21 protein-coding genes are annotated in these 26,804 nt (G+C 64.4%); 11 read left to right on the forward strand and 10 right to left on the reverse strand.

All coding sequences use genetic code 11. The features are described from left to right. Positions 1-68: 68 nt before the first annotated feature. Positions 69-1,997 carry a M61 family metallopeptidase gene (locus GGR39_RS03240; RefSeq protein WP_246388198.1) on the reverse strand — a complete coding sequence of 643 codons (1,929 nt, stop codon included), beginning with the start codon at positions 1,995-1,997 and terminating at the stop codon, positions 69-71. A gap of 141 nt (positions 1,998-2,138) precedes the next feature. Here GGR39_RS03240 and hisS point away from each other — a divergent pair, with 141 nt between their 5' ends. The 7 genes from hisS (at position 2,139) to GGR39_RS03275 (ending at position 10,569) form a co-directional block, all read left to right on the forward strand. Beyond that, complete coding sequence (hisS, locus tag GGR39_RS03245) at positions 2,139-3,392, forward strand: histidine--tRNA ligase (protein WP_058737813.1); 1,254 nt, start codon at positions 2,139-2,141, stop codon at positions 3,390-3,392. A gap of 4 nt (positions 3,393-3,396) precedes the next feature. Beyond that, positions 3,397-4,467, forward strand: a complete 1,071-nt coding sequence (prfA, locus tag GGR39_RS03250) for a peptide chain release factor 1 (RefSeq protein WP_058737812.1) — start codon at positions 3,397-3,399, stop codon at positions 4,465-4,467. Positions 4,468-4,520: 53 nt separating this feature from the next. Further along, positions 4,521-5,351 carry a peptide chain release factor N(5)-glutamine methyltransferase gene (prmC, locus tag GGR39_RS03255; RefSeq protein ID WP_183615821.1) on the forward strand — a complete coding sequence of 277 codons (831 nt, stop codon included), beginning with the start codon at positions 4,521-4,523 and terminating at the stop codon, positions 5,349-5,351. Between the two features lie 253 nt (positions 5,352-5,604). Beyond that, on the forward strand, positions 5,605-6,669 hold the full coding sequence (locus GGR39_RS03260) for a DUF4167 domain-containing protein (RefSeq protein ID WP_183615822.1): 1,065 nt from the start codon (positions 5,605-5,607) through the stop codon (positions 6,667-6,669). Positions 6,670-6,738: 69 nt separating this feature from the next. Next, positions 6,739-8,394 (forward strand): apolipoprotein N-acyltransferase, encoded by a 1,656-nt coding sequence (gene lnt / locus GGR39_RS03265; RefSeq protein WP_183615823.1) that lies wholly within the window; start codon positions 6,739-6,741, stop codon positions 8,392-8,394. Between the two features lie 51 nt (positions 8,395-8,445). Next, positions 8,446-9,687, forward strand: coding sequence for a methionine adenosyltransferase (gene metK / locus GGR39_RS03270; protein WP_183615824.1), 1,242 nt, complete (start codon positions 8,446-8,448; stop codon positions 9,685-9,687). Positions 9,688-9,708: 21 nt separating this feature from the next. Next, the gene (locus GGR39_RS03275; RefSeq protein WP_183615825.1) at positions 9,709-10,569 is read left to right on the forward strand and encodes a sulfurtransferase; all 861 of its coding nucleotides are present in this window, start codon (positions 9,709-9,711) and stop codon (positions 10,567-10,569) included. Between the two features lie 139 nt (positions 10,570-10,708). Here the strand turns inward: GGR39_RS03275 and GGR39_RS03280 are convergent, their stop codons facing one another. The 6 genes from GGR39_RS03280 to GGR39_RS03305 form a co-directional block, all read right to left on the reverse strand. Then, positions 10,709-11,254, reverse strand: a complete 546-nt coding sequence (locus tag GGR39_RS03280) for a glutathione peroxidase (RefSeq protein WP_183615826.1) — start codon at positions 11,252-11,254, stop codon at positions 10,709-10,711. 37 nt (positions 11,255-11,291) lie between these two features. Continuing rightward, the gene (locus GGR39_RS03285; RefSeq protein WP_246388199.1) at positions 11,292-12,005 is read right to left on the reverse strand and encodes a hypothetical protein; all 714 of its coding nucleotides are present in this window, start codon (positions 12,003-12,005) and stop codon (positions 11,292-11,294) included. A gap of 113 nt (positions 12,006-12,118) precedes the next feature. Continuing rightward, the gene (locus GGR39_RS03290) at positions 12,119-12,754 is read right to left on the reverse strand and encodes a CoA transferase subunit B (RefSeq protein WP_183615827.1); all 636 of its coding nucleotides are present in this window, start codon (positions 12,752-12,754) and stop codon (positions 12,119-12,121) included. After that, a complete protein-coding gene (locus tag GGR39_RS03295; protein ID WP_183615828.1) occupies positions 12,754-13,461 on the reverse strand; it encodes a CoA transferase subunit A in 708 nt (235 codons plus the stop codon). The genes GGR39_RS03290 and GGR39_RS03295 overlap by 1 nt, the downstream gene beginning before the upstream one ends. Positions 13,462-13,879: 418 nt before the next feature. Beyond that, positions 13,880-14,407: a molybdenum cofactor guanylyltransferase gene (gene mobA, locus GGR39_RS03300; protein ID WP_183615829.1), complete on the reverse strand. Its 528-nt coding sequence runs from the start codon at positions 14,405-14,407 to the stop codon at positions 13,880-13,882. A gap of 148 nt (positions 14,408-14,555) precedes the next feature. Then, positions 14,556-14,855: a hypothetical protein gene (locus tag GGR39_RS03305; protein ID WP_058737801.1), complete on the reverse strand. Its 300-nt coding sequence runs from the start codon at positions 14,853-14,855 to the stop codon at positions 14,556-14,558. Between the two features lie 232 nt (positions 14,856-15,087). On the opposite strand from GGR39_RS03305, the gene polA reads away from it, so the two are divergent. Further along, positions 15,088-17,943, forward strand: a complete 2,856-nt coding sequence (gene polA / locus GGR39_RS03310; protein ID WP_183615830.1) for a DNA polymerase I — start codon at positions 15,088-15,090, stop codon at positions 17,941-17,943. 197 nt (positions 17,944-18,140) lie between these two features. Here the strand turns inward: polA and GGR39_RS03315 are convergent, their stop codons facing one another. The 3 genes from GGR39_RS03315 to GGR39_RS03325 form a co-directional block, all read right to left on the reverse strand. After that, a complete protein-coding gene (locus GGR39_RS03315; RefSeq protein WP_183615831.1) occupies positions 18,141-20,453 on the reverse strand; it encodes a CDC48 family AAA ATPase in 2,313 nt (770 codons plus the stop codon). A 121-nt stretch (positions 20,454-20,574) separates the two neighbouring features. Beyond that, complete coding sequence (locus tag GGR39_RS03320; protein WP_183615832.1) at positions 20,575-21,138, reverse strand: winged helix-turn-helix domain-containing protein; 564 nt, start codon at positions 21,136-21,138, stop codon at positions 20,575-20,577. 218 nt (positions 21,139-21,356) lie between these two features. Then, positions 21,357-22,556, reverse strand: a complete 1,200-nt coding sequence (locus GGR39_RS03325; protein ID WP_183615833.1) for an LL-diaminopimelate aminotransferase — start codon at positions 22,554-22,556, stop codon at positions 21,357-21,359. 153 nt (positions 22,557-22,709) lie between these two features. Here GGR39_RS03325 and GGR39_RS03330 point away from each other — a divergent pair, with 153 nt between their 5' ends. The 3 genes from GGR39_RS03330 (at position 22,710) to clpS (ending at position 26,341) form a co-directional block, all read left to right on the forward strand. Then, positions 22,710-24,623, forward strand: coding sequence for a PHA/PHB synthase family protein (locus GGR39_RS03330; protein ID WP_246388200.1), 1,914 nt, complete (start codon positions 22,710-22,712; stop codon positions 24,621-24,623). Positions 24,624-24,818: 195 nt separating this feature from the next. Continuing rightward, entirely contained in the window at positions 24,819-25,790 is a 972-nt protein-coding gene (locus tag GGR39_RS03335) for a phasin family protein (RefSeq protein ID WP_183615834.1), read from the forward strand. A 128-nt stretch (positions 25,791-25,918) separates the two neighbouring features. Then, the gene (clpS, locus tag GGR39_RS03340) at positions 25,919-26,341 is read left to right on the forward strand and encodes an ATP-dependent Clp protease adapter ClpS (RefSeq protein WP_246388201.1); all 423 of its coding nucleotides are present in this window, start codon (positions 25,919-25,921) and stop codon (positions 26,339-26,341) included. Positions 26,342-26,804 lie beyond the last annotated feature (463 nt).

A 26,804-nucleotide genomic window follows, 5' to 3' on the forward strand; every position in this document is an offset into this window, starting at 1 on the left:
GACTTAGCCGCCACGTTGCTGCACCGCAACGTGAATCCATGCTTGCCGATCGGCTAAGTGTTAGGCCGTTACTTGCGGGGGGCCAGCAGCCGGTCCAGCCCCGCCTCGCCGCCGCCGGTCCGTTCCAGCCAGGGGAAGCGCAGGCCGCCGTTCCAGGTGATCGGCACGGTCAGGTACTGGTCGCCCCGCTTCACCATCAGCTGGATCGGGCGATTGCCGCCCTTGGCCGCCGTCACCGCATCGCGGATCACGCCGTGCGAGAACGCGGTGCCGTTCACCGCCAGGATCTTGGCGCCCTTGACCAGGCCGGCATCGAAGGCCGGACCGTCCCACAAGGTAGAGGTGACTTCACCTTCGGTGTTGACCGCCATGCCTAGCGAATAGCTGAGATCCAGCGACTTGCGATCCTTGGATGCGCCCTCCTGGTACGGGTTGGGCTTGTCCTTCCAGACCAGCTTGTAGCCCGCCTTCTCGATCCCGGCGATGGGCGCGGCGCGGCCCGGCGTGTAGAGCCGATCCCGCAGGAAGGTGGCCCAATCGTAGGCATAGACACCGTTCAGCGTGCCGACGACATCGTCGAACGTATAGGTCAGTTCGCCCCAGTCGCCATCGCGCATGCCGAAGAATGCGCGGGCGAAATCGTCCAGCCCCTTCGCGCCGCGCGTGCCCTGCCGGATCACCTGGTCGGCCTCCAGCCAGACCAGCGCGCCTTCGTTATAATAGTCCTCTCCCCGAGTGACCGAATCGAAGGGGATCGGTTTGCGGCCGTTGATGATCGGATCGTAGGTGGTGTCCTCCACCGATCGCCAGCCGCGCCCCGGAACACCCTCGGCATAGCGGGCGGCGTTGCTGGCCAGTGCGCCCAGCACCACGTCCTTGGGCTGAACGCCCGAGCGGGCGGCCAGGACGAGGCCCCAGAACTGCGTCTGCCCTTCATAGACCCAAAGCAGCGAATTGCGCATCGGGTACTGGTATTCGGGCGTCCACAGTTCGGCCGGGCGGCGGTACTTGCCGTTCCAGCTGTGGACCAGTTCGTGCGGGATGACATTGCGATCCCAGGCCATCGCCTCCCATTCGGTCCAGGCGCTGGGCTCCATCTGGTTTTCGCTGGAGCGGTGATGCTCCAGCCCGATGCCGCCCATCCGGTCGGTCAGCGCCAGCAGCAGGTCATAGTGGTCGAAGTGCCGCGCGCCGAACAGCGCCGTCGCTTCGGAAACCAGCTTGCGATAGGTGTCGAGGTTCTCGGGCTTGATCGCCAGATCGCGCGGATCATCGGCGACGACATCGATCTTCACGTTCTGGCCCAGGTCCCAGCTCTTGGCGTGGAGCCCGGCGAAGATCGGCGAATCGACCAGCGTGGCGTAATCGGTGGTGGCCCAGCGAACGGTGTCGGCCTGGCGCGTCATGCCATCAAGCGCGGTGAACACCGTCCAGCCGGTCGGCACTTTCACTTGCGCCGCCACCGGGATGCGCCGGGCGTAGTAACCGGCGGGGTAGAGCGACATCTTCTCCCACTGCAGGTTCAGCATTTCCTGCGTCATGGTGATGCGCCCTTCCGCCGTCTGCAGCGGAGAGGTGTGGACGAAGCGCGCGGTGACGGTGCGGGTGCCGGCGGGCAGCACCAGGTGGAAGGCGTTCACCTGCACATCGTCACGCTGCCAGGCGATCGGCTTGCCATCCGCCTCGAAGCGGATGTTGGCGAACAGGGCCAGGCTGTTGCGGGGCGAGTGGCCGCCGGGAATCCACAGCGGCTCCAGCAGCGTCAGCTCGGTAGTGTTGGCGGCGACGGGGATCGTCTCCACCACCGAGTAGATGCCGCGCCGGGTGTCCGTGGCATCGATGGCAAGGCCGATGGTGCCGGGATAAGCCTCGTCGCGCGGGACCGAAAGCGGGGCGGGCAGTGGCGCCGCCATGGGGGCGCTGTTGCCCGGTGATTGCGCCCATGCCGGTTGGGCAAGGGCAAGAGCGAGCGCGGCGACCGAAAGCGTTGTTTTCATGGGAGCAAGTCTTGGCGCATTCGGCATATCGCTCGCAAGCCCCGTGATGGCGTAACGCACAGGCGCTTTGATCGAGGGCGAGCGCAGCAGAAACAGCTCCCCGCTTTGCTTCACCGCGCGCCTCGGCTAAGCGCGCGAACGATGAATACCACCCCCCAAGCCATTCGCGGCACCCAGGACATCTTCGGCGCAGAGGCGGAGGCTTTCGCCCGCGTCGTCCAGACGTTCGAGCGGGTGCGCCGCCTCTACCGCTTTCGCCGCGCCGAGATGCCGGTGTTCGAGAAGACGGCCGTATTCTCCCGCTCGCTGGGCGAGACCACCGATGTCGTCTCCAAGGAGATGTACTCCTTTGATGATCGCGGCGGCGAATCGCTGACGCTGCGGCCCGAATTCACCGCCGGGATCGCCCGCGCCTACATCACCAACGGCTGGCAGCAGCACGCGCCGCTGAAGCTGGCCACGCACGGGCCGCTGTTCCGCTACGAGCGGCCGCAGAAGGGCCGCTACCGCCAGTTCCACCAGATCGACGCCGAAGTGATCGGCGCGGGCGAACCGGCCGCCGATGTCGAACTGCTGGTGATGGCGGACCACTTGCTGAAGGAACTGGGCATCGCCGATGGCGTGACGCTGCAGCTCAACACGCTGGGCGATGCCGCCAGTCGCGATGCCTGGCGCGCGGCGCTGGTCGAGTATTTCCGCGCTCACGCCGCCGACTTGTCGGAAGATTCGCAGGACCGGCTGGAGCGTAATCCGTTGCGCATCCTGGACAGCAAGGATCCGCGCGATCGCCCCTTCGCCGACGCCGCGCCGCGTATCGACGATTACCTGTCGGCTGAGGCGCAGGACTTTTTCGGGGCGGTGACACAAGGGCTCGAAGCGGCGGCGGTGGCTCATACCCGCGCCCCGGCCCTTGTGCGTGGGCTGGACTACTATCGGCACACTGCTTTCGAATTCGTGACCGACCGCCTAGGCGCGCAAGGCACCGTGCTGGGCGGTGGCCGCTACGACGGCTTGATGGAGGCGCTGGGCGGCCCGGCGACTCCGGCGGTCGGCTGGGCTGCGGGGATCGAGCGGCTGGCGATGCTGGTGGCCGATGCCGGCGAAGTGGCCGAAGCCAAGGCGGACGTGGCGATCATCCCGCTGGGCCCCGCGGCGGACACTGCATGCCTGGGCCTGGCCGCCACGCTGCGCCGCTCCGGCCTCGCGGTCGACATGGGCTATCGCGGCAACATGAAGAAGCGCATGAGCCGCGCCAACGACAGCGGCGCGCGCTTTGCCCTGATCGTGGGCGACGAGGAACTCGCGGCGGGCGAGGCGATGGTGAAAGACCTCGTTTCCGGTGAGCAGGAGCGCCTGCCGCTCCACGCGATCCCGGCAAGGATCGGCGTCCGCTGATTCCATGAGCATCTCCGAACATCGTTTGCAGCAGCTGGCCGGTCGCCTGGCCGAGCTTGAGGCGCGTCTGGCGTCGGGCACGCTGGAAGGCGATGCCTTCGTCGCCGTCAGCCGCGATTACGCCGAGCTGGAGCCGGTGGCCCGCGTCGCTTCGGAAGTCCTGGCGATGCGCGCCGAGCTGGAAAGCCTGGCCGCGCTGTCCGATCCCGATCCGGAGATGCGGGCCCTGGCGGAAGAGGAAATCGCCCGCATCAAGGCCGAGCTTCCCGAGGCGGAGCGCCGCCTGTCGCTCGCGATGCTGCCGCGCGATGCCGCCGATCAGCGCCCGGCGATGCTGGAAATCCGCGCCGGAACCGGGGGTGACGAGGCCGGCCTGTTCGCCGCCGATCTCTACCGCATGTACGAACGCTACGCCGCAGAGCAGGGCTGGCGGGTAGAGATGATCAGCGCCAGCGCGAGCGATGTGGGCGGCTTCAAGGAAGTGGTGGCCAACGTCGCGGGCACCGGCGTCTTCGCCAAGCTGAAATTCGAAAGCGGCGTCCACCGCGTCCAGCGCGTACCCGTCACCGAAAGCGGCGGGCGCATCCATACTTCGGCGGCGACCGTGGCGGTGCTGCCCGAGCCGACCGAAGTGGACGTGCAGATCAACGATGGCGACCTCAAGATCGATATCTACCGGGCCAGCGGCGCGGGTGGCCAGCACGTCAACACCACCGATTCGGCGGTGCGCATCACCCACTTGCCCACCGGCCTGGTGGTGATCCAGCAGGACCAGCGCAGCCAGCACAAGAACAAGGACAAGGCGATGCAGGTCCTGCGCACCCGCCTTTACGAAAAGATGCGGGACGAGGCGCAAGGGGCCGAGGCGGAGGCGCGAAAGGCGATGGTTGGCTCGGGCGATCGCTCCGAACGCATCCGCACTTACAACTTCCCGCAAGGCCGCGTCACCGATCACCGCATCAACCTGACGCTGCACCGCTTGCCCGAAATCCTCGAAGGTCCGGGCCTGGCCGAGATGATCGACGCGCTGATCGCCGAGGATGAGGCCAAGCGCCTGGCGGCGATGGATGGATAGGGTGGGCCAAGTAACTGCGGTCAGGCCAACACCGAACGAAATGGCGTGATCGGGTGAGTGTCGCCCAGGCCATCCGCGCCGCCGCCACGCAGCTCGCCCCAACCAGCGACACCGCGCGCCTCGATGCTGAAGTGCTGATGGCCCATGCGCTCGGCGTGTCCCGGTCCGACCTGTTGCTCCGGCAGATGCACGCGGCGGCTCCCGAGGCTTTCGCGGCGCTGGTGGAGCGTCGCATGGCGCATGAGCCGGTGGCCTATATCACCGGCCATCAGGAGTTCTTCGGCCTGCCCCTGCACGTAACGCCCGACGTGCTGATTCCGCGTGCCGATAGCGAGGTGCTGGTGGAACGGGCGCTGGGTGCAGGTCCGCAGGCCCGCCGGGTGCTGGATTGCGGCACCGGCTCTGGCGCGCTGCTGCTGGCGGTGCTGGCGCATCTGCCCGAGGCCCAGGGCATCGGGATCGATCGCAGTCCGGCAGCCCTAGCCATTGCCGGTCGCAACGCCGCCGATCTGAACATCGCCCAACGCGCCTCGATGCGCCAAGCCGACTGGACGGAGGCGGGCTGGGCAGACGATCTGGGCCGCTTCGACCTGATCCTGGCCAATCCGCCCTATGTGGAGACGCAGGCCGCGCTTTCGCCATCGGTGCGCGCCTATGAGCCGGCAGGCGCGCTGTTTGCCGGGGCGGATGGGCTGGACGATTATCGCCGTTTGATCCCGCAGCTACCGGCGCTTTTGCATCCCCAGGGCATCGCCCTGATTGAGATCGGCGCGACGCAAGCCGCCGCAGTCAGCGCCATCGGTGAGGAAGCAGGGCTGGCCGCTCGAGTCCATCAGGACCTGGGCGGCCGCGATCGAGTCGTCGAATTCACGGGGATATCGTAAGATTTCGCTTGGAATTTGAGAGTACAGCACCTAGGTCAGAGTTCGAACCGGCTAATGGACGAAGTTTTCCCATACCCGGTTCGACTCCAGCATTTGCAATCGGTCGATCGCAGCGAAGCGACGGCAACGCAGATGAAGGGATCACGGGTTTCGGATAGCGAACCGTGATGGAGCGACATGACGGCTTCGCGAGCTTCCGGTGCATCTGCACGGGAGGGTCCCCGACAGCCCGGGGTTTTGAGGAAAGCAGTCCTTGAATAACAATCGAAATAACAACAATAACAACAACAATCGCCGTCGTGGCCGCGGTAACAACCGGCAGCAAGGCGGTCAGCAGCTGAACCGGATCGACAGCAGGGCGCGTGGCAATGCCCCGCAGATGCTGGAGAAGTACCGTAAGCTCGCGCATGATGCGCATCTCAATGGCGATCGCGTGACGGAGGAATACAACCTCCAGTTCGCCGATCACTATTTCCGCGTCATCGCCGATCAGCGCGCGCGCCAGGAAGAGCAGCGTCAGCAGCGTCCCAACGACCGTCCCGCCGAATTCGGCGACGAGTATGCCGAGGACGATTACTACGCGGAGAACAATTCGCCGTACGACCGCGCGGGTAACTATGCGCCGTCCAACCAGAACGTGACCGGCGGAAATGGCCAGCCTCAGGGCGGTCAGCCGCAAGGCGGCCAGGCCGGCAACAATGGTCAGTCGAACGGTGGCAACACCGGCAACGGCCAGTACCCGAACGGCGGCGCCCAGGCGGAAGCCGGTGGCCAGCGCGGTGGTTATGGCAACGACAACCGCGGCAACGACAATCGCCAGGATCGTGGCCGTCGCAACGATCGCTTCGAGCGGAACGACCGTCCGGAGCGTGGGGAGCGGCGCGATCGCCAGGACGCGCAGGGCCAGGGTTCGAACCAGGGCCAGGCCACCCCGGCAGCTCCGGTTGCGATGACCGAGGCCTCGGCCGCCGCACCTGATGCGTCGACCGAGCAGACCGTCTACGAGCCGAATGAGAACCCGTTCGTTCGCGAAGGCCGCCCCGCTCGCGCGCCGCGTGCCCGCAAGCCCCGTCGCGATGATATCGCCAGCGATGGCAACGTCGGCGCGAGCGTTGAGAATGCGGCGCAGCCGGCCGGGCTCGATCCCGCCAGCTTGCCGCCTGCGATCTCCACGACTTCTCGCGCCGAAGCGCCCCGCGCGGAAACCCCGCAGGGTGAAGTGGCGGAAGAGGCTCCGGCCAAGCCCAAGCGCCGTACCCGTCGCGCCGCTCCTCCGGCGGACGATGCCGCCGGTGCGCTGCCCGAAACGGTAGGCTGATACCCACGGGACGCGCGGCGCAGGCACTATCGCTTGCGCCGCGCCCGCCCATCGGCAATCCCCTGATCCATGGATTCGCCGCACCCCTCATCTAACGAACCTGCGCTGCGCAAGCCGCTGATCGCGGTATTGCGGCACCCGCATTTCGGCGCATTGATGGCCGGGGGATTGGCCGCCTGCGGATTTCAGCCGCTGGGCTGGTGGCCGCTGACCATCCTCGCCATCGCCTGGCTGATCGAACTGCTGCACCACGTCCACCGCGGGCGGCAGGCGTTCTTCCTGGGCTGGCTGTTCGGTCTTTCGCACTTCACCATCGGCAACAACTGGATCGCCACAGCCTTCACGTATCAAGCCGAGATGCCCGCCTGGCTGGGCGGCATCGCCGTGGTCCTGCTCTCGCTCTATCTCGCGATCTTCCCCGCCCTGGGCACGCTGGCGGCCTGGCTGATCGCCAAAGGCTGGCGGCGCGATCCTGCCCAGGCCCGCGCTTCGCTCGGCATCGCGTTCGCCGCGTGCTGGATCGTCACCGAATGGATGCGCGCCTGGGTGTTCACCGGCTTTGCCTGGAACCCGCTGGGCGTGTCGCTGCTGGGCGGTTTCGCCACGCAGGGGCTGGCGTTGCTCTCCCCCTGGATCGGCACGTATGGACTGTCCGGCGTGGTCGTGCTGCTAGGCGCGATGGTGCGGGCCCTGGTGTTGAAGGGGCGCTTGTCTACCGGATCGGCTCGCATCGCTTCCTACGCGGCGCTGCTGGCGCTGGCGGTGGGCCTTTCGCTGCTGATGCTGCTGCCCACCGGCTATCTCGACCGGCAGGAGGGTGAGATCCGCTACACCCTGATCCAGCCCGACTTGCGTCAGGAAACGCTGGACGATCCCCGCAATTTCGAACCGCACTTTATCAAGATGGCGCGGCTGACAATGCAGGCCGATCGCGGGCAGCGGCGGCTGGTGCTGTGGCCGGAGTCCGGACTGGCGGACTATCTGCGCGATGGCTACCCGGAATACTTCTATCGCCAGATGACTTACGAGGCCGATCCGGCGCTGGCCCGCCAGCGTCTGGGTCAGGTGATCGGGCCCTACAGCCTGCTGTTGACCGGCGCGGTCGATCTGGTGATGCGCGATGACAAGGTTCTGGCCGCGCGCAATTCGGTCACGGCGATCGATGGCAACGGCAGCATTCTGGCCGGTTACTCCAAGGCCCATCTGGTACCCTATGGTGAGTATCTGGCGTTGCGCTGGCTGCTGGAACCGCTGGGCGCGACGCGGCTGGTGCCCGGTGCGCTGGATTTCTGGCCGGGCCCCGGACCTCGCACTTCGGACTTCGGCGCGCTGGGCAAAGCCGGCATCCAGATCTGCTACGAGATCGTCTTTTCCGGCGAAGTGATCGATCGGACCGAGCGGCCGGACTATATCTTCAATCCCTCCAACGATGGCTGGTTCGGGGCCTGGGGGCCGCCCCAGCATCTGGCGCAAGCGCGGCTGCGGGCATTGGAGGAAGGGCTGCCGGTTCTGCGTTCCACCACCACCGGCATCAGCGCGGTGATCGATGCGGACGGGATCGTGCGCCAGTTCGCGCCGCCGCACGTGGCGACGCGGCTGGATGGCAGGATACCCCCGGCGGAGCGGCCCACGCTGTTTGCCCGCATGGGTAATGCCCTGCCGCTGGCCCTGGCGGCGGTGCTGATCGTCCTATCGCTGGTTGCACCGCGCCGCCGAAAAGCGTAATCGCACCCCATAAAGAATTCTTTATATCCCATTTCTCAAGACGGGTGCCTGATGCGTAGCGACTATGTCTTCACCTCCGAAAGCGTTGCCGAGGGTCATCCCGACAAGGTGGCGGACCAGATTTCCGACGCCATTGTGGACTTGTTCCTGAGCAAGGACCCGGAAGCCCGCATCGCCTGCGAAACGCTGACCACCACGCAAAAGGTCGTCCTGGCCGGCGAAATCCGCTGCAAGGGCGTGTTCGAAAACGGCGAATGGGCCGAGGGTGCCTTGCAGGAGATCGAGGATACGGTCCGCGCCGTGGTTCGCGACATCGGGTACGAGCAGGACGGTTTCCATTGGCAGACGTTCGATTTCTCGAACAATCTTCACGCCCAGTCCGCCCACATCGCGCAAGGCGTTGACGCCAGCGGCAACAAGGATGAGGGCGCTGGCGATCAGGGCATCATGTTCGGCTTCGCTTGCGACGAGACGCCCGATCTGATGCCCGCCACGCTGGATTACAGCCACAAGATCCTGCATCGCATGGCCGCCGATCGTCATTCCGGCGCGGCCCCGTTCTTGGAGCCTGACGCCAAGAGCCAGGTCACGCTGCGTTTCGTTGACGGGCGTCCGGTGTCGGCGGAGGCGATCGTCGTTTCCACCCAGCACAAGGAAGGCTACGACCAGGGCGAGCAGGAGGCCGAACTTAAGGCCTATGTGAAGAAGGTCGTGGCCGAAGTGCTGCCCGAGGGGCTGCTGTCGGACAAGACGGTCTATCACATCAACCCGACCGGCAGCTTCGTGATCGGCGGCCCTGACGGTGACGCGGGCCTGACCGGCCGAAAGATCATCGTGGATACCTATGGCGGCGCATCGCCCCACGGCGGCGGCGCATTCTCGGGCAAGGACCCGACCAAGGTCGATCGCTCGGCCGCGTATGTGACGCGATATCTGGCCAAGAACGTCGTCGCCGCCGGCCTAGCCGCGCGCTGCACGATCCAGGTGTCCTACGCGATCGGCGTGTCCCGCCCGCTTTCGCTCTATGTTGATACCCATGGCACCGGCACCGTTCCCGATGAGGTCTTGGAATCGGCGATCACGCAAGTCGCAGCGGACAAGCTGGGTGGGCTGACCCCGCGCGGCATCCGCGTCGGGCTGGGGCTCAACAAGGCGATCTACCGCCCGACCGCTGCCTATGGCCATTTCGGCCGCCAGCCTGAAGGCGATCTGTTCCCTTGGGAGCGCACCGATCTGGGTGAGGCGCTGAAGGCGGCTGTGGCCGCACAGACCAAGCTGGAGCCGGCGGAGTAAATTTCCCTCGCAGGAGGACCGATGTTCGAAACGATAATCCAGGTGGAAGACGTCCAGGCGCTGCTATCCAGTGGCGCGGACTTGCTCATCCTGGATTGCGAATTCGACCTGGGGGATCCCGACAAGGGGCAGGCGTTGTATCGCGCGGGGCACCTACCCGGTGCGCGCTACGTCGATCTCGAACGCGATCTCTCTGGCCCTGTCACCGGCGTCAACGGCCGGCATCCGCTTCCCGCCCGCACCGCCTTCGCGGCCAGTGTGCGGACGTGGGGTCTGAAGCCTGATCAGCAGGTCATCGCTTACGACGGCAACGGCGGCATATATGCCGCGCGGCTGTGGTGGATGCTGCGCTGGCTGGGCCATGCGCCCGTCGCGTTGCTGGATGGCGGGCGGCAAGCCTGGATCGCGACAGGGCTTCCGATGGAAAGCGGCTTGCCGCCACCGACGCGCGAAAGCGATTTTGCGGTGAGCGAGCCGCTGGTCGGCACTCCGGTTACAACCCGCGATCTCCTGGCGAACCTGGATCGCGGCGAACTGCAAGTGATCGACGCGCGCGATGCGCAGCGCTTTGCCGGTCAACCCCACCCGCTGGATAGGGCACCAGGCCATATCCCGGGCGCCCGCAATCGCTTCTATCGCGATAATCTGGACGAGCAGGGCCGTTTCAAGCCTTCCGAGGCGCTGGCGCAGGAGTTCGGCGCGGTGCTGGGCGGCAGGGGGCCGCACGATACGGTGATGCAATGCGGGTCGGGCGTCACCGCTTGCCACAACGCGCTGGCCATGGAAATCGCAGGCCTGAAAGGTACGCGCCTCTACGCCGGATCGTGGAGCGAATGGACCGCCGATCCCGCCAGGCCGATCGCCCGGGGGACATCGGAATAGGCCTTTCCTCATCGGGGGAAGGAGGCCGGGAGGTAGGGCGGCCATCCGCTCCCGCAGTCTCAACCCTCGGATCAAAACACCGCCCTCCCGCTCGACACGAACGGGTCAGAACGAAGCGAAGGAGAGGTCTGAGACCGACCTATTTCGCCAGTTCGGCCTCGATCGCCGCCACCAGATCCGGGTCCTCCGGCGTCATGGCGGGGGCGAAGCGGCCTGCCACGGAGCCATCCTTGCCGATCAGGAATTTCTCGAAATTCCACAGCACTTCGGGATCGTCGTTCGGCGTCATGCCATAGCCCTTGAAACGCTCTTTCATGCCCGCGACGTCACCTTGCTTGGTGGGCACGGCCTGAACCAGCGCGGCGTAGAGCGGTTGCTTGTCCGTGCCGCTGACCGGGGCCTTTTCGTATAGGGGAAACGAGACGCCATAGTTCAGCTTGCAGAACTCCAAGATCTCGTCCGCGGTGCCAGGCTCTTGCGCACCGAAATCGTTCGCTGGGAAGCCCAGGATTTCGAGGCCACGGTCCTTGTATGTCTGATAGAGTTTTTCCAGCCCTTCGTACTGCGGCGTCAGGCCACATTTGGAAGCGACGTTGACGACCAGCAGTACCTTACCCTGATGCTGCGCCAGACTGTCTGGCGCGCCATCGATGCGCTTGAGCGGGATTTGAGCGAGATCGGCCATCGTGTCTGTCTCCAGGTCTGGCGCAATATCTATGGTGCTAGAACTCGCGGATCAATCGCAATCCGCCGACCGGGCGAGCGCGTGCGCCGCGTTGCTTGTCCAGACCAGTGCCCAGTTGCAGGCTGACCTTTTTCGCCAGCGCGGTGTGGAATTGGGGCATCGCCAGCAAGCCCCCGTCCGGCCCGGACTTGAAATTCAGTTCCAGCGCGGCGATCTGCTTTTCGTTGAGGTTGTAGAAGGTCGTGTGGTTGATTAGCAGCCCGGCCACCTTTTCGGACTGGCCGACCCGCACATCGCCCACCCCTATCATCGACATCGTGCTCCACCGCTCGCTGTGGCGGCGCCCCAGCAGATAGAGCAGCGCGTGGGACGTGCTTTTGTCATGCCGATCGTAGATGCCCAGGTATTGTAGCCCGTGGATCATCCGGCCGCCATCCATGGTGCCCAGCGTGCCTTGCACACCAAGCTTCAGCTCGGTCAGCCGCCGGTTCTCGAACGGCAATTCGAATTCCAGAGCCAGGCCATCGGCGACGGCATATTCGATCTCGGGCGCCCATTCAACCACGCGATCCTGGCCGGAAAACGGCGAGGTGGCCAGGGCGTTGATTTCCAGTTCGCCCGCGCTTGCGCCAAGCCCGCGCACCATATCGAACACCATCGGTTCGGGTATCTCGGGTATCGCGGCGGCAGGGGCTGCCCATACGGCGATACAACTCGCCAAGGCGGCACTCAGCAGGCGTTTCATGATCATGGCGGTGTCCCCTTCGCGCCTTGGAAATAGTCCTCGCCCGCCGCCTAACCCCTCGTGGCGAAGGGAAAAGGCAAAGGCGGCAGGACGAGGCACCTTAGGGTTTGGGGGAGCGATCAGGCCAGGTAGTGCGCCGTGGTCTTTGCCGCGACATCTTCCGCCGTCACTCCGGGCGCGAGTTCGACCAGCTTGAACGGGCTGGCGTGGTCGGGGCGGGCGAAGACGCACAAGTCGGTCACGATCATGTCCACCACGTTGCGGCCGGTCAGCGGCAAGGTGCATTCCGGGATGAACTTGGGATCGCCGTTCTTGGCGGTGTGTTCCATGACGACGATGATCTTCTTCACGCCGGCGACAAGATCCATCGCGCCGCCCATGCCCTTGATCATCTTGCCCGGGATCATCCAGTTGGCGATGTCCCCATTCTCGGCGATCTCCATGGCGCCCAGCACCGCCAGGTCGATGTGGCCGCCGCGGATCATCGCGAAGCTGGTGCTGCTATCAAAGTAGGTGGTTTGCGGCAGTTCGCTGACGGTCTGCTTACCGGCGTTGATCAGATCGGCATCAACCTCATCGGCATAAGGGAAAGGGCCGATGCCCAGCATCCCGTTCTCGGACTGCAGCGTCACGGTCATTCCGGCAGGGACGTGATTGGCCACCAGCGTGGGAATGCCGATGCCCAGGTTCACATAGAACCCGTCCTGCAATTCCTGAGCGGCACGAGCGGCCATCTGGTCACGAGTCCAGCTCATCAGACGGTCTCCCTTTCGCGCGTCGTGGTGAATTCGATCCGCTTGTCATAAGGCGCGCCCACGATCACGCGTTGCACGTAGATGCCGGGCAAGTGGATCGCATCGGGATCGAGGCTGCCGGTAGGCACGATTTCCTCCACCTCGACCACGCAGACCTTGCCGCAGGTGGCGGCGGGCACATTGAAATTGCGCGCGGTCTTGCGGAATACCACGTTGCCGCTCTCGTCTGACTTCCAGGCTTTCACCAAGCTAAGATCGGCGAAGATGCCGCGTTCCAGCACATAGTCTTCGCCATCGAAGGCCTTGGTTTCCTTGCCCTCGGCGATCAGGGTGCCAACACCGGTCTTTGTGTAAAAGCCGGGGATGCCCGCACCGCCCGCGCGCATCCGTTCGGCCAGCGTACCTTGGGGAGAGAACTCCACCTCCAGCTCGCCCGCAAGATACTGGCGCTCGAATTCCTTGTTCTCACCCACGTAAGAGGCGATCATCTTCTTCACCTGGCGCGTGCGCAGCAGCTTGCCGATGCCTTCGTTGTCGATACCGGCATTATTGCTGGCGAACGTCAGATCCTTCACGCCGCTATCGCGCACCGCATCCAGCAGTCGCTCGGGGATGCCGCAAAGACCGAAGCCGCCGCTGGCGATCAGCAGGCCATCGCGCAGCAGCCCATCCAAGGCGGCGCTTGCCGAGGGGTAGAGTTTCTTCATCAGCTGTCTTCGCTCCTGTGGGACGAACGGCGCAGCGGAGGTAACAGGCCCGTTCGCCCTGTAAAGGTTTCGTCGATCCTGCCGCATGCTTACCGGCGCGCCGGGTTCGTGTCATGCAAATGCGCTGCATTGCAGCGAAGACTGCAGGTGTCGCGGTGCTCTCATGCGTTCGGCGCATCGCGGGATGGTTTCTGTTACAAAGCTGAACGCGCGAGGATGGCCAAAACGCGAGGGCCAAGATCACCATATCGATAAAACGCAATTCACAGTTGCAAGGTTTGCAACCCGAGATAATCTTTTCGCACTTGCACAAAAGTCAGGTTGGCGGCAAAACGACCCTGCCTTTCAGGCATCCTCTCCCAAAACTTCCAAAGCCCGGTCGCTCGATCGGGCTTTTTTTTGTCCTGGGAAGGAGCGCTCAGCGTGGCGGGGGTGACAGCCGCTCCAGGTCGGCGGGGGTATTCACGTTGGCGGGGTTGGTTTCCATCTCCACCCGGCGCGCGCCGATGATCTCGGCGAAACGATACATGGAATGCGGCTCCGGACCGTGGAGCAGCTCTTCAAGCGCTCTGGCCGAAGATGCGGGCCACAATCCTATCACCGGCTGAGCAGCCAGGCAGGCCGGCGCGGGTGCGAGGCGGGAAAGCAGGTCTTCGGGCAGGCCGACCGAATCCACCCCGCAACTGAGCACGCTCTCGTACCCTTCGTCCTGCGCCAGTCGCAGTGCGGCAGCAAGGCCACCTAGCGGTCCCATGCCGGCGCGCGGCCAATCGGGCAGAGTCGGGGCGGGGGCCGTCGCACGGCCGACCACGACGACATGATCACACCATCCGGACAAGGAATCCACCGCCAGCGAGAGCAGGGAATGCCCCTCGACCTCGGCCAGAGCCTTGTCGCTGCCGAAGCGAGTGGAAAGCCCTCCGGCCAGAACAACGCCCAGGATCATCACAGGTCTCCTCATCAGGACCTATCCAAAGCGAGGAGACGCGCAGAAGTTTCGCGGTTCGATGCGTCGGATATCCGGACGCAAAGAAAAAGGCGCCCCGGATGGTCCGGCGCACCTTTTCCTACTCTCGGTGGCGAAGAAAAGAAGCTTACTTCTTCAGTTCGGCCTCAGCGTCGGCAGCAGCGCTGGAAGCGGCAGCAGCGGCGTCGCCAGCAGCGTCAGCAGCCTTGGCACCGGCGTCCTTGGCAGCGCCCTTGGCGTCGACAGCGGCTTCCGAAGCGGAGGCAGCAGCGTCGCTGGCAGCGTCGGCAGCGTCGCTGGCCGAAGCGGACAGGTCTTCAGCGGCCGAGCTGGCGGTCACTTCAGCAGCGTCCTGCGTCTTTTCCGAGCAAGCGGCCATCGACAGCAGGCCAATGCCGGCTGCGGCGGCGAGAACGATCTTGCGCATCTTCTAGTACCCTTGAATTGTTTTTCCGGACCTTGCGGTGCAAAAGCCTACCACAGGGATAGACTTCGACCGCTTCGATAATCGGCTTGCCGTATCTATGCAAGCGTCGGTCGCATTGTCCCGCGGCAACTCGTCGCAACCTGCCGCCCGCGGCTGTGGATGATTTGCCTCGACATCGCGCGCTGGAACCGCGCTCTGGCTGAGTGGTACCGGCGCTGCTACGACCCGGTTCATGGAATCCAAGCAGCATCTCTATCTGGTCGACGGATCGGCCTATATCTTCCGCGCCTATCACCGGCTGCCGCCGCTGACGAACCCGGGGGGGACCCCGGTGGGCGCGGTCTACGGCTATACGACGATGCTGTGGAAGCTGGCGGAAGACCTCAACAAGGCTGATGGGCCGACGCATCTGGCGGTCATCCTGGACAAGGCAAGTACCTCTTTCCGCAACGATTTGTACGATCAGTACAAGGCCCATCGCCCGCCGCCGCCCGAAGATCTGGTCCCGCAGTTCCCGCTGATCCGCGATGCGACACGGGCATTCAGCCTGGCCTGCATCGAAGAGGAAGGCGTGGAAGCGGATGACATCATCGCCAGCTACGCGCGCGCCGCCACGCGCCGGGGCTGGGACGTGACGATCGTCTCCTCCGACAAGGACCTGATGCAGCTGGTCGGCAAGTGTGGGCAAGGGGACGACGGTGTGGAGGGCGGTTGCATCGACATGCTCGACACGATGAAGAACCAGCGCATCGACGTACCCGAAGTGATCGAGAAGTTCGGCGTGCCGCCCGAGAAGGTGGGCGACGTATTGGCGCTGATGGGCGATTCGGTGGACAACGTGCCGGGCGTATTCGGTGTGGGCCCCAAAACCGCCAGCAAGCTGATCCAGGACTACGGCGATCTGGAGGCGGCGCTTGCCGCCGCCCCGTCGATGAAGAAGGGCAAGCTGCAGGAACGGCTGATCGAGCAGGCTGACATGGCGCGCCTCTCCAAGGAATTGGTGACGCTGAAGGAAGATTGCCCGCTGCCGATCGAGATGGAGGAGTTCCGGCTCATCGCCATCCCGCCCGAGCCGCTGGCCGCGTTCCTGACGCAACATGGCTTCACCAGCCTGCTCAAGCGCCTGGACGGTGGCCACGGCAGCCCTGAGCGCGCGACGCAACTGCACCCTTCCAAGCCGGTGACGGCAGGGGTCAATCCGATCGAAGGCGCGGCGCGGCAGGACCTGCCCGAATGGCCCAAGATCGATCTGGATGCCTACACCTGCGTGACCCAGACCGCCGACCTGGAGGCATGGATCGCCCGCGCCTATGACAAGCGGCTGGTGGCGATCGATACCGAGACATCCGCGCTGGACGCCATGCGCGCCGACCTGGCGGGGATCAGCATGGCGCTGGGCCCGAACGAGGCTTGCTACATCCCGCTGGCCCATGGCGGCAGCGACATGTTTGCCGAGCGGCCGGAGCAGATACCGTTGGAGACGGCGATCGCGCTGCTCAAGCCGCTGCTGGAGGACGATGCGGTCCTGAAAGTCGGCCAGAACATCAAATACGATCTCAACGTGCTGGCGCGGCACGGCATTCATGTCGCGCCGATCGATGATACCATGATCATGTCGTTCTGCCTCGATGCCGGCCGCCAGATCGAGGGTATCGGCGGCGGTCACGGCATGGACGAGCTGGCCGAGCGGCACCTTGGCCACAAGACCCTGACCTTCAAGGACATCTGCGGCACCGGCAAGAAGGCGATCCCCTTCGGCGAAGTGCCGCTGGACCGGGCCACGCGCTATGCGGCCGAGGATGCCGACGTCACCTGGCGGCTTCACCAGATGCTGAAACCCCGCCTCAGCCATGAGGGCGGCACCCGCATCTACGAGCGTGTCGATCGGCCGCTGATCCCGGTGGTGGCGCAGATGGAGCGGCACGGCATCAAGGTCGACCGCGAGAAGCTGGCCGGCCTATCCAAGCAATTCGCCGAGGCGGTGGCGGCGCTGGAATGCGAAATCTTTGCCATGTGCGGTTTCGAGTTCACCATCGGCAGCCCCAAGCAACTGGGCGACGTGCTGTTCGACAAGCTGGGGTACAAAGGCGGGCGCAAGGGCAAGTCGGGCATGTACTCGACCGACCAGGCGATCCTGGAAGGCCTGGCAGGGCAGGGTGCCGAAGTCGCCACCAAGGTGCTGGAATGGCGGCAGCTGACCAAGCTGCGCTCCACTTACACAGAGGCGCTGCAGGCCGCGATCAACCCTGATACCGGGCGGGTGCACACCAGTTACTCGCTGGTGGGCGCGCAGACGGGGCGACTTTCGTCCACGGACCCGAACCTGCAGAACATCCCGATCCGCACGGAGATCGGCCGCCAGATTCGTGAGTGCTTTGTGGCCGAGCCGGGTCATGTGCTGCTCAGCGCCGACTACTCGCAGATCGAGCTGCGCCTGGCCGCGCACATGGCGGACGTGCCGCCTTTGAAGGAAGCCTTCGAACAGGGCGAGGACATCCACAGCCGCACGGCGATGGAGATGTTCGGCACGGTCGATCGCGACACGCGGGGGCGGGCCAAGACGATCAACTTCGCGATCCTGTACGGCATCTCGCGCTGGGGCCTGGCGGGGCGGCTCGGCACCGAATCGGATGAGGCGCAAGCCATGATCGACCGTTATTTCGAGCGGTTTCCCGGCATCCAGCGCTATATCGTCTCCACGCTGGAGACGGTGCGGGAGCGCGGCTATTCCGAGACGCTGTTCGGCCGCAAGACCTGGTTTCCGCGCATCACTTCCAAGGCGCAGGCGGAGCGCGCCGGGTCGGAGCGCGCCGCGATCAACGCGCCGATCCAAGGCACCAGCGCCGACATCATCAAACGCGCGATGGCGCGGATGCAGCCGGCGCTGACCGAGGCGGGGCTGAGCCATGTGCGGATGCTGCTGCAAGTGCATGACGAGCTGGTGTTCGAACTGCCCGAGGGAGACGTCGCTGCAGCTCGCCCGGTGATCGAGCGCGTGATGGCAGAGGCTGCGCTGCCCGCGGTCACGCTGGACGTGCCGCTGGGCGTTGAGATCGGCTCCGGTCACAGCTGGGGTGCTGCGCACTGAGGGGAACGATTTCCTGAGTCTCCTTCATGTCTTTTCCGTTGTCGAGCGAAGTCGAGACGCGCTGGTATGGCGCTGAGGTGTCTCGACTTCGCTCGACACGAACGGCAGAGGTTTGGTGGCGCCGCCGGTCGAAGCCATTTGGTGCAGGGTCAGGTAAGTCGGCGGGCCGGGGACGTTTCTCTCCGGCCCGCATATCCTCAGTTGTCGTGTTTGCGCTCGCGGCGTGGCTCGACCATGCCGGGGGCGATGAAGCCGATCGGCTCCACGGCCATTGCACGCTTTTTCAGTTCGCCCTTCATCCGCGCGTACTCTTCCTCCATCTCGACGGTTACGGTGGCACGGCTGTCTTCCAGCGCTTCGTCGAAATCGGCGCGGCTGACTTGCGTTACCGCCGCGCCGTTCTTGCGGATGGCGATCAGGCCGGCGCGGCGGACCACGTCTTCCAGATCGGCGCCGGTGAAGCGCTCCGTCTCCCGCGCGATACGGCCTAGATCGACATCATCGGCCAGCGGCATCTTGGCGGTGTGAATGCCCAGGATATGCTCGCGCCCGGCTTCGTCAGGCGTGCCGACATAGACCAGTTCGTCAAAGCGGCCCGGGCGCAGCAGCGCCGGATCGATCAGGGCAGGGCGGTTCGTCGCGCCGATCAGCACCACTGATTGCAGCTCTTCCAGTCCATCCATCTCCGCCAGGATTGTGTTGACCACGCGGCCGGTGACTTGGGGCTCACCCATCGAGCCACCGCTGCCACGCGCCGGCACCAGGCTGTCGATCTCGTCGATGAAGATCACGCACGGCGCAACCTGCCGAGCGCGGGCGAAGAGCCGGGCGATCTGCTGCTCGCTCTCCCCATACCACTTGCTCAGCAAGTCGGACGACTTGATCGAGATAAAGTTCGCCTCCGCCTCTTTCGCCACGGCTTTCGCCAGCAGTGTCTTGCCGGTGCCCGGCGGCCCATAAAGGAGGAACCCCTTGGCCGGGCGGATGCCCAGGCGATGGAAGCTCTCCGGGTTCTTGAGCGGCAACTCCACCCCTTCGCGAAGCTTCAGCTGCGCGTCGTCCAGTCCGCCGATGTCGGACCAGCCGATGTTGGGCACCTGCACCATGACCTCGCGCATCGCCGAAGGATTCACGCGCTTCAGCGCCGCCAGGAAATCGTCCCGCTCCACCGTCAGGCTTTCCAGTACTTCGGGCGGGATCGTGCGCGCTTCCAGGTCCAGCTTGGGCATGATCCGGCGCACTGCCTCGATCGCGGCCTCGCGGGCGAGCGCGGCAAGGTCGGCGCCGACGAAGCCGTGCGTGGTGCGCGCGATCTCGTTCAGGTCAACGCCCTGCAGCGGCATGCCCCGGGTGTGGATGCCCAGGATTTCACGACGGCCGCTTTCGTCGGGCACACCGATCACGATCTCGCGATCGAAGCGACCGGGCCGGCGCAGCGCCTCGTCGATCGCATCCGGCCGATTGGTGGCGGCGATGACGACGACGTTGGCGCGCGCGTTGAGCCCGTCCATCAGTGTCAGCAACTGCGCGACCAGGCGCTTCTCTGCCTCGCCATGAACCTGGCTACGCTTGGGTGCGATCGAATCGATCTCGTCGATGAAGATGATCGCGGGGCTGGCCTTGGCCGCCTCCTCGAACACTTCACGCAGCGCCTTTTCGCTTTCGCCATAGCCGGAGCCCATGATTTCGGGCCCGTTGATCGAGTGGAACGTGGCGTCGCTTTCATTGGCTACCGCCTGCGCCAGGCGCGTCTTGCCCGTTCCTGGCGGGCCATGCAGCAACACGCCCTTGGGCGGATCGACGCCCAGGCGAGTGAACAGTTCGGGATAGCGCAGCGGCAGTTCCACCATCTCGCGCAATTGGCGGATGGTATCGGCCATGCCGCCGACATCGTCATAGTTGATGTCGCCGCGCGGGCTCTGCGCCTCTTCGTAGACCTCGCGCAGTTCCACCTCGGTGTTTTCGTCGATGTGGACGATGCCCTTTGGCACGGTCGACACGACGTTGAGGCGGATCTGGGTCAGCGAATAGGCCGGGGCGTTGAACATGCGGCGCAACTGCGGCGGCAGGTCCGCCACTTGCTGCTGGCCGGTGGTGGCGACGAGATCGCCCTGCATCATCGGGCGGCCGAAGAAATTGCGCTTCAGCGCCTGCCCCGGTCCCTGCAACCGCATTTCCTTGTGCGCCGGGGCAAAGACCACGCGCTGCGCCGGGCGGGACTCGGTCTTGCTGACCTTCACGTACTCGCCCGAGCCGACTTCGGCATTGCCGCGCTGCAGACCATCTAGGCGGATGACCTGAAGTTCCTCGTCCTCGGTATAGCCCAGCACGGCGCGCGCCACGGTGGTGGACTTGCCGGTGATCTCCAGCGTGTCACCCTCCATCGCGCCGATCGCTGAAAGCGACGCGCGTGACAGGCGCGCGATGCCGTGCCCGCTTTCATCCTGGCGAGCGGCGGCAACCTGCAGCTTGATCGTCCTGTCTTCCGCCTGGATCGCAGCATCCGCCATTGAAGCACCTTCCCGAAATGACCAGCCCCTGCCGGGCCGATCCCCGAGCTAGGAACGGGCGGGTTCGATTGCAAACGGTCGAGCGCGATGGATGATCGACCGGGGCGGAATAGGTGGGCGGCTAGGCCGGAGCTGGGACGCTGAGAAGGCGATAGCCGCCTGCGATCGTCTCGATCATCTTGGGTAGCCCGCTCGCTTTCAGTTTGGCGCGCAGACGCGAAAGCTGCACGGCCTTGGTATTGGCAGAGGGTTTATGCCTTGCCGGCCAGATGGCGTCGGCCAAGGCCTGCCCGGAGACACATTCGTCCGGCGTTTCCGCCAGGCGCCACAGCATGGCGAATTCCAGCGGAAACAGACCGACAGCCTTGCCCTCTACATAAGCATCGCGGCTGAGCAGATCGATGATGAGCGGCCCGACGATCCGTTGTGGCGGCAGCAGGCGTGACACGGCTGCGAGCCGTTTCGCTCGCGCTTCCAGTTCGCCGGAGGTAATGTTGTCATCCACCGCATCGCCGAACCCGTCGCTCAGCAGTCGCGCGCGATCGTCCGGCTGGTTTACGCCGCTCACGATGGTCTGGGATTTCAGTTTCCGCCAGGTCTCGTTCAGCGATCCATCGGGGTCGATGTCCTGCAAGGCGCTGACGTGTGCAATCAGAACGCATGGGTCAACCGACTGATTGGCCATGATCCAGCCATGAGGTCGCAGGTCGTTGTGAGCAGGGATGATATTCCCTGCCGACAGCCATCGAAATGTCGCCAAAACTGCCCCCCGCGGACGTTACCCGGCGGGGGTTCTCCTCATATAGGACGCCCCGCATCGGCAGCGTCGATGCAGGGGCGTAGGATTTCGACCTAGGTAAAAAGTCTTATAAATTAGGTTAATGCGTCTTAACTAAGAAAAAATTAGGCGGCGCTGGCGTTCACGCCCTTGGAGGTTAGGTACCGGCGAATATTGCGAGCCGCCTGCCGCAGGCGCTGCTCGTTTTCGACCATGGCGATCCGAACGAAACCCTCGCCGTCCTCGCCGTAACCGACCCCTGGTGCCACCGCCACGTCCGCGTGAGTGAGCAATTGCTTGGAGAACTCCAGGCTGCCCATTTCCCGCAAGGCGGGGGGCAGCGGAGCCCAAGCGAACATCGAGGCCTTGGGAGCGGGAATATCCCAACCGGCGCGGCCGAATGCTTCCACCATCACGTCACGACGCTTTTGATAAAGCTGGCGGTTCTTCTCCACGATGTCCTGCGGGCCGTTCAACGCGGCGCAGGCTGCCGCCTGGATCGGCGTGAACGCGCCGTAGTCCAGATAGCTTTTCACCCGCGTCATCGCGGCGATCAGCTTCTGGTTGCCAACCGCGAATCCCATGCGCCACCCGGCCATGGAATAGGTCTTGCTCATAGAGGTAAACTCGATCGCGATGTCCTTCGCGCCCGGCACTTCCAGGATCGAACGCGTGGGATTGCCGTCGAAATACAACTCGGAATAGGCAAGGTCGGACAGGACCCAGACCTTGTTCTCCTTCGCCCAGGCGACCAGCCTTTCGTAGAAGGCGAGGTCCACCGTCTCCGCAGTCGGGTTCGAGGGGTAGTTCACCACCAGGATCGAGGGGCGCGGCACGGTGAAGGCCATCGCCTTGTCCAGGCTGCGCCAATAATTCTCGTCAGGCGTCGTCGGCACCGAGCGGATCGTCGCTCCGGCGATGATGAAGCCGAAAGTGTGGATCGGATAGCTGGGGTTAGGCGCCAGCACCACGTCGCCAGGCGCGGTGATCGCGGTGGCAAGGCTGGCCAGTCCCTCCTTGGAACCCATGGTGACGACCACCTCACGCTCGGGGTCGATCTCAACGCCGAAGCGGTTGGCATAGTACTTGGCCTGGGCGCGGCGCAGGCCGGGAATGCCCTTGGACTGCGAATAGCCGTGGGCGTCTGGCTTCTGTGCCACTTCCACCAATTTGTCGATCACGTGCGCGGGCGGGGGCAGGTCCGGGTTGCCCATGCCAAGATCGATGATGTCCTTACCGGCCTGGCGTGCTGCGTGCCTCATCGCATTCACTTCGGCGATAACATAAGGCGGCAGTCGCTTGATGCGGTAGAACTCGTCTTCCATGACCTCTGGGCTTTCATGAAGGCGGCCGGATCGCCGCCGCTGCCCCTGTAGGATGTGAAGGGCCCGCGCGTAAATGCCTGATCGTCGCTTCAGGGGGACTCGACAGACCGCCCCCAGACAAGCACTTAGCGCCAAGAAGGAGACCGTGCGCCGATGTCCACCGAACCCCGCCCCCCCGCTCACCCGATGGCCTTTTGGGGCGAGCTGATGATGGCGCAGGCGCAAGGGACGCTCGCGCTGCTGGGGCAGGCCATGCCGTCGTCGGCCGGGACGACGCCTCCGGAAGAATCGCCGACCAAAGGTTTGACCCAGGATGCGATGCAATGGGCCGAGGCGGCGACGCGGCTGCAAACCATGTGGGCAGATTTCCAGGTGGAGCAGCTGGCCAAGGCCGGCGTGTCTCCGCCCGCGCTCCTCGATCCGATGGCTTGGTTGACCCGCGCAAGCTCCACGCTGAGCCAGCTGCCGCTGGCAAACCCCGAAGTCCAGAACAAGCTCTGGGCCGATGCCGCTGCGCTTTCCGATACGGTTCTGGCGCAATTCGGATTGGTGGGGGCAGCGGGTTCCGGCTCGTCATCGGCGACTGCGGGCCTGCCGCGCAGCGATCCGCGTTTCACCGATCCGCGCTGGCGGGAACAGCCGTTCTTCGCGCTGGTCCACCAGATGTACCTCATGGTGTCGGACCAGTTGATGGCCTTGGCCGAGAATGTCGAAGGGCTCGATCCTGCACGCAAGCGGCAGCTGACTTTCGCGATCAAGGCGTTGGTGGACGGTCTGAGCCCCGCGAATTTCGCGCTGACCAATCCCGTCGCGCTGGAAAAGGCGATCGAAACGCGCGGAGAAAGCCTCGTAAAGGGCATGGAGAACCTGCTGGGCGATCTGCGCCGCGGGCAGCTGACCCACACTGCGGCGGACGCTTTTCGCCTGGGAGAGAATCTGGCCGCCACGCCTGGCAAGGTGGTTCACGAAACCCCGCTATTCCAGCTGATCCAGTATACGCCGACGACCGAAAAAGTCGCGGCGGTGCCGTTGCTGATTTTCCCGCCCTGGATCAACCGCTTCTACATCCTGGACCTGACCGCGAAGAAAAGCTTCGTGAAATGGGCGGTGGACCAGGGGCTCACCGTGTTCATGGTGTCCTGGAAGTCAGCCGATGCCTCGATGGCGGACCTGACGTGGGACGATTACATCACCGCGCAGATCCAGGCGATCGATCTTGTGCGGGCCCGGCTGGATGTGCCCAAGGTCCACACCATCGGCTATTGCGTTGCCGGCACCACGCTGGCCGCCATGCTGGCGGTGCTCGCTCGCAAGGGGGAGGACGCGAAAGTCGCCAGCGCCACGTTCTTCACCGCCCAGGTCGACTTTTCGGAAGCCGGGGACCTCAAGACGTTCATCGACGACCAGCAGATCGATGCTCTTAGCCATCTGACACCCGAAGGCTATCTCGATGGCCGTTACCTGGCCGCAGCGTTCAATCTGCTGCGGGGCAATGACCTCATCTGGAACTACGTCGAGCGCAATTACTTGCGCGGCGAAGATCATGGTGCGTTCGATTTGCTGTACTGGAACGGCGACGTCACCAACCTTCCGGCCCGATGGCACCGCGATTACCTGCGCGATCTCTATCGTGACAATCGACTGGTCATGCCCGATTCGCTGGAATCGTGTGGGGTGCCGCTCGACCTGCGCAAGATTTCCACGCCTTCCTACATCCAGGCCGGCCGCGAAGATCATATTGCGCCGCCACAAAGCGTGTGGAAGCTCACGCGCCACCTGTCCGGCCCCTGGACGTTCATGCTGGCCGGATCAGGACACATCGCCGGCGTGGTCAACCACCCCGCGCAGGGCAAATATCAATATTGGACCAATTCGTGCGCGCACGATTCGCTCGATCAGTTTATCGCCGGAGCCGATGAGCATCCGGGCAGCTGGTGGCCACATTGGCGCCAATGGCTAAATGATCTCGATACCGATCGCGTGTCCGCTACCGGCAAACGCAAGCCGGGCAGCCGGGGCGACAAGGTCCTGGAGGACGCGCCAGGACGCTATGTGCGAACGCGATGACGCCCTCGTGCCAATAACCCGCTGTGACAACACTGATAAGTTATGTTGCGCTGCAACATAATTGATTGACAGGCTCGCTTTCCCGTCATACTGTTGCAACGCAGCATGGCTATGAATGTTCATCGTCATGAGGTTGAGGGTTCGGATCCGCCGTGCCTTCATCAAGGTTCAGGCAAAAGCGGGACCCGCATACTGATGGCCGACAACGGTAAGCCGAGGAAAAGTTCTTCGTTCGCGAAAGCGGGCGTTGGCGTTCCGTCCTCGCCGGCAAAGCCGGTTGCAGCGCTGGGCAAGGCGAAAGCCGCTCAGGCCAAGCCAGCTCCGGCAACCACGGCATTCGTGCCAGTGGCGGCCAAGGCCAAGCCGGAATCCGCGGTGGCGGTTTCGCCTCCGTTGGCTTCCACGGCTCCGGCTGTTTCAAAGCCTGCCATCAAGGTGCCCGAAGTTGCCGTACCCCCGGTTCCGCAGATAACCGCGCCGATCGACAAGTTGGCCATCGGTGCAACGCCGCCCCTCAAGGCGGCTCTTGCCGAGCCCAGCTTGCCTATCGCCGCCCCTGTCGTGGCCGGGCTGATGGATGCCGCCAGCAAGGCGTCCGAAGCCCCGTCGGCCCAGGCCGACACCAAGGATTCGGCCGTTGCGCCCCAGCAGCCATCACAGAACCTCGAAGCAAAATCCGAACCTACCCCAACCGTATCCAGCACCAAGGACAGTATCATGGACATGAGCGCCAACATCAGCAGCTTCCAGACCGCCATGGGCGAGGCTCAGACCAAGGCCCAGAAGGCCCTGGAAAAGAGCCAGGCCGTATTCGGTGAAGTCAGCGAATTCACCAAGGGCAACGTCGAGGCGGTGATCGCTTCCGGCAAGATCCTCGCCAACGGCATGCAGGATCTGGGCAGCTCCTTGGTCGCGGAAGGCCGCACCTCGTTCGAGAGCATGACAGCCGACATGAAGGAACTGGCCGCTGCCAAGTCGCCGACCGATTTCCTGAAGGTCCAGAGCGAGATGGCGCGCAAGAATTTCGACACCATCGTCGCCCAGAGCTCGAAGAACACCGAAGCTTTCCTGAAGCTCATGAGCGACGTGTACGCGCCGATCACCGGTCGCGTCAGCCTCGCGGTTGAGAAGGTCCGCCAGAGCGCGCCCACCAGCGTCGCGGCTTGATCGCCAGACAGACGGCAGACATTTGGAAGGGCTGGGCTTCGAAAGCTCGGCCCTTTCGTGCGTCAGTCGCGACGATGCCCGTTCGTGCCATCTTGAAGATGGGCACGGGCATACGATATTCTGCCACGATGACCTCCCCGTACTACCGGACCGATTCCTTAAGCCAGACCGCGCTCGCGCGGCACGCCGAGGCGCGCCTTGAGCGATGCTCCGACGATGATGACGGCGGCAACGGCACCAACCGCCCCGGGGACGATGGCCAGGTCGGCGTCGCCACCAAGACCCGCGCCAAGCCGAAGAAGCCGAGCCAGTTCAAGGTACTGATGCTCAACGACGATTATACGCCGATGGAATTCGTCGTCCTGGTCCTCAAACGGTTCTTCCATATGGACATGGAACAGGCGACCCGCGTGATGCTCCACGTCCACCAGAAGGGCGTCGGCGTATGCGGCATCTTCCCCTACGAAATCGCCGAGACCAAGGTGAACCAGGTGATGGACTTCGCCCGGCAGAACCAGCACCCCCTACAATGCACGCTGGAAAAGGCCTGAGTGTCTGCTTCCATGGCCAGAGCATGATCGGCAATTTTCAACACTGAACGACCGGCGGGCAGGGCTTGGATCTCGCCCACTTACAGTATTGTAAATTGAGCCGCCGCAAAAAACATGGTTGCTACTTCGTTAAGAGGGCAACCCATTTCTTCCGCATGACCGTGAGCCGCCGCCCGTCAGATGCTGCTGACAGCGCCTGAGGCAGTTCGCGTTCGTGATCGAAGATCAGGTGCGCCCGCCACTTTAGCGGGGTGAGCATGTCTATTGATGTCGCGTTCGTCGCCCGCCTTCCGGGTCGCAGCCGTGCCCACAGACCCGCAGTGTGACATGAGCGCCATCGCGCCTGGTACAAGCTCGTACGCTTCCTCCGCGATGACCCGGCGGCGTGAACAAGCCGCAAAGTTCTTATTTTGTTCTTTCCTACAGAAGGCGGTCGGGCATAGTTCTCCTGCTCCACGAGGCG

This window comes from Novosphingobium fluoreni, from assembly GCF_014196615.1.
GTDB lineage: Bacteria > Pseudomonadota > Alphaproteobacteria > Sphingomonadales > Sphingomonadaceae > Novosphingobium > Novosphingobium fluoreni.